The sequence below is a fragment of the Sphingobacterium sp. T2 genome (genome assembly GCF_000814685.1).
Lineage (GTDB): Bacteria > Bacteroidota > Bacteroidia > Sphingobacteriales > Sphingobacteriaceae > Sphingobacterium > Sphingobacterium thermophilum.
The window spans coordinates 1-4127 of sequence record NZ_JXAC01000212.1; the positions used below are offsets into that span (position 1 = coordinate 1).

Consider the following 4127-nt stretch of genomic DNA (forward strand, 5'->3'; position numbering starts at 1 on the left):
GTCGGTGTGCCGTGGTAATAGAGTGTAACCATATGTGTATGGCTATGCGCGGCGTGCAAAGACAGAATTCAGTGACCACCACGTCGGCATTCACGGAGCATTCCAAAACGAACGTGACGCGCTCCGAATTTTTACGTTCTTATCACAGCTTCCTTAGACTAAACGCCCTTTTTATAAAAGTTTTTCAAAAACCTGCATAATCTCAAATTATGCAGGTTTTTTGTTATAAATTAAACTATATCAAGCTTATGCAGTCTGTGGAAGAAAGGCACGATGAGCTGAATTAAAAATAGAATGCTTACATTTGCATTTATGTTTCAGAACGAGGAACGTGTAAATAGCTATTTGGAGAGCATTTGTGATGAGGAAAATCCTTTGCTCAAAACGATACATCGCGAGACCTATCTTCGTGAAACTATGCCACATATGCTTTCCGGACATTATCAGGGACGCGTGCTGGCAATGATCAGTAAGATGGTGTCTCCTACACGTATTCTGGAGATAGGAACATTTACAGGTTATGCCACATTATGCCTCGCAGAAGGCCTTCAACAAGGAGGGGAGCTGCATACCATAGATATCAACGAGGAGCAGCAAGAGCGTGTACAAGGGTATTTCGATAAATCGCCCTTTGCTTCGCAGATACATTATCATATCGGTGATGCATATGATATCATCCCTACTTTGGAAGGGTCTTTTGATTTGGTATTTATTGATGCCGACAAGAAAAGAAACCTGACATATTATGACATGATGATAGATCGTGTCCCCTCAGGTGGCGTAATAATGATAGATAATGTTTTGTGGAAAGGAAAGGTATTCGATGAGAAGCCAGACAATCAAACAAAACAGGTTCTGGAGTTAAACAGTACGTTGGCAAAAGATAGCAGAGTTGAAAAACTCATCTTGCCGATACGAGACGGGCTTTTTTGTGATGCGCAAAAAGTAATGGTTGAAACTAAAAAACAGATTATGCAAAAATCTTTAGTTAGCAGAACGTTGCTAATGCTGTTCTTGTGTTTGCTGAGTATAGCTGCAGCTTTCGGGCAGAAAAAATTCACGCCGAAAAGCTATATCGAAGAACACAAAGGCTTAGCCCAGCAACTTATGCGAGAGACAGGTGTGCCAGCATCTGTGATTTTAGCGATAGCTATTCACGAAAGCGCTTACGGAAACAGCCGTATTGCTCAACATCTAAACAATCACTTTGGTATAAAAGGTAAAAACAATAGCAAGAAAATCCGCTCTGCCTACAAAGGATATTCTTCTGTCAAAGAGTCCTACCACGATTTTATAGGAGTTCTCAAACGACGAAAATCCACCGCCCATCTTTTTGAAACATGCTTCGGCAAAAATTGTGAAGCCTGGATACATGGCATCGCCCGTTCCGGCTATTCACAGACCAAGACATGGAAAACCCATGTTCTAGGCATGATAAAAAGATATAATTTAGAAGAGTACGACAAGATATAATGCCTAAAAGAGAAGAATGAGAGCGTCCGTTTATCTTTTATTGTTGTGTGTATTTTTTGTGTCCTGTAAAACCAAGCAGGTAGGAGTACAGCGAGGGCAGGGACAGCGCGGCTCTACCGTGATAAATACGCCTAGTCCATCCCGTACGCAGGGAGCAACATCCATGTCTGGATGGAACTACATCGAAAGATATAAGGACATTGCCATCCGCGAGATGAACCTTTATGGCATTCCGGCCAGCATCAAGCTGGCACAGGCATTGCTGGAGTCCGGCAACGGAAACTCCATGCTAGCAAGAGAAGCGAATAACCATTTCGGTATAAAATGCGGACCCAACTGGACCGGAAAGCGCATATTTAAGTCAGATGACAATCCTAACGACTGCTTCCGTGTTTACGATCATCCGGAAGATTCGTTTAAAGATCACTCGCAATTTTTGCTTCGCAAGCGCTATGAAAAGCTGTTTTCGCTTCGTAAAGACGACTATAGAGGGTGGGCTTATGGACTCAAGGAGGCCGGATATGCGACCAATCCGCGTTATCCGGAGCTGCTCATAGACCTTATCGAACGCTATCAACTGTACAAGTATGATAGACCGGAAAGCCATACCGAAAAGGTTGCCCGCGAAGTGAAAGTGGAGAGCGTCATAGAGCAGAAAATAGAAAAAGGAGAGAGCGTACAGGCCGAAAAAATTAAATCTCCCGTGAAGATGATAATCCACGAGGTGGTATCAGGGAATACACTGTACAGCATCAGCAAGCAATATGGCGTGACGGTAGAACAGATTAAACAGCTGAACAACCTGACGTCCGACAATCTGCATGTAGGACAGCTCCTCGTGATAAGCAAATAGTCAAAAGATGTTAATTTTATGGTAAAATACTTAATAATAATGTAGTTTTACCATTGTGAGACCGAAAACCTTTCTTACGCTCATAGTGTTGCTATGCATGTTTTCCGTGTCCTACGGACAATCGGAAATAGGGGGTATTGTGCTGGACGTAGAAAGCAAACAGCGTATTGCTAAGGTCTTTTTGGTCAACAAAAGTACGGGAGAGAAAATCTATAACAACAGTAAGGGTGAATTTGCGATGAAGCTTCGCGAGGGAGACTTGCTTATCGCATCAAAAGAAAATTATTTTTCGGATACCTTAGTCTATAAGGGAGAGAAAGTTTTGGTTATCTCGCTGAAGCGTAAAGCCATCGAAATACCTACGGTAAATGTTGTGGCGAGAAGGTCACCGGAGGAAATACTGGAACAACGGAAGAAAGAGTACAGCAGGGCCTATAGGCTTGCCGATCCGGGAGATTATGTATCCGTGGGACAAAATGGGGCTGGCTTAAGCATCGATGCGGTGTACAACTATTTCAGCCGTGAAGGACGCAATGCCCGCCGGCTTACCCAATATTTTCAGAAGGAATATGAAGACAACTATATCGATATGGTGTTTAGCCGTGAGTTGGTGAAGCGTGAAACGGGACTTGAAGGAGAAGCACTGGATAACTTCATGGTGCGTTACAGACCTACTTATGCTTTCGTGCTCAAGGCCACTCATTACGATCTGGTGAAATATATAAAAACTAAGTATCAGTATTTTAAATATATACCTTATATCAAGCCATTGCCTGATTTGCAAAAAATTGACTTATCTTTGGAAAAATAGCACAAAATCTATGTATAAAACAGCCAAAATAGTTTTAGCATTTATAGCTTCTTTAATAGCTTTGGACAGTTGGGCTCAGGTAAATCTTAAAGACCTGCGTGAAAAGCCGGAAACAAAAATTGTAAATACAGACACGATAAAAGGACATAGTCTCAAACAGATTAATGTGCCTATCCCACAATTGGGATTGGAGGTAAACTATTGGAAGCACTGGACTAAGTTCGGACTCAACGCCAATCAGGCGTCATTTAGCGACAACTGGAATGCCGGAGGGGTGAACTCTATGGCTCTGTCAGGACTGTTTTGGCATAAAGCGGACTATACCCGTGATAGGATTAACTTTGTGTCGGAGTTAGATCTGAAATACGGAAAAATCAAGAATAAAGATCAACTGGCAAAGAAAAATAACGACCGTATATTCTGGGATAACAAGCTTTCTTACCAGTTTAGTGAGAAATGGGCATTATATTTCTCCTTCACATGGGAAACGCAGTTTGATCAAGGTTACAAATACGGTAAAGATGGGGAAGGAAATGAAATCATCATTGATACGGTTTCGGCATTTATGGCTCCGGGATATTTCACGGAATCTTTCGGTTTGGAGTATAAGCCGGACAAAACATTTTCCTTGCGTCTAGGTACGGGTACGGCACGTCAGACATTTCTCCTCGACAAACGCATAGCACAGCCCGAAGGAGGAGAGGTGGTGTATGGTGTAGAACCAGGGAAGCGAGTACGTAATGATTTGGCTTTTCAGCTTACAGCAAACCTAGACCGCAACCTTTCGCAAAATCTGAACTTGAAGTCAAGATACAATCTCTTTGCTGACTATAAGGAACTTAGCGACCCTAACCACCGTTTGGACGTGACACTGACAGCAAAGGTAACCAAGCTTGTCAATGTGACCGCAACAGGAGTGGTTTTATATGATTCCGATCAAAGTAGCAAAGTACAGTACAGTCAAGCTTTGGCGTTGGGAATATTATTTTC

Annotated in this window: 5 protein-coding genes; all 5 read left to right on the plus strand. The window is 42.5% G+C overall.

Annotated features, from left to right (window positions below):
• Positions 1-44 precede the first annotated feature (44 nt).
• On the plus strand, positions 45-200 hold the full coding sequence (locus SD31_RS16210; RefSeq protein ID WP_410528263.1) for a hypothetical protein: 156 nt from the start codon (positions 45-47) through the stop codon (positions 198-200).
• Between the two features lie 112 nt (positions 201-312).
• A complete protein-coding gene (locus SD31_RS20995; protein WP_316929870.1) occupies positions 313-1473 on the plus strand; it encodes a glucosaminidase domain-containing protein in 1161 nt (386 codons plus the stop codon).
• 16 nt (positions 1474-1489) lie between these two features.
• Positions 1490-2326, plus strand: a complete 837-nt coding sequence (locus tag SD31_RS12270; RefSeq protein ID WP_039054353.1) for a glucosaminidase domain-containing protein — start codon at positions 1490-1492, stop codon at positions 2324-2326.
• Between the two features lie 55 nt (positions 2327-2381).
• Positions 2382-3137, plus strand: a complete 756-nt coding sequence (locus SD31_RS12275) for a hypothetical protein (RefSeq protein ID WP_039054354.1) — start codon at positions 2382-2384, stop codon at positions 3135-3137.
• A 10-nt stretch (positions 3138-3147) separates the two neighbouring features.
• Positions 3148-4127: DUF3078 domain-containing protein (locus SD31_RS12280; RefSeq protein WP_039054355.1), on the plus strand; the 980-nt coding region annotated here is incomplete at its 3' end.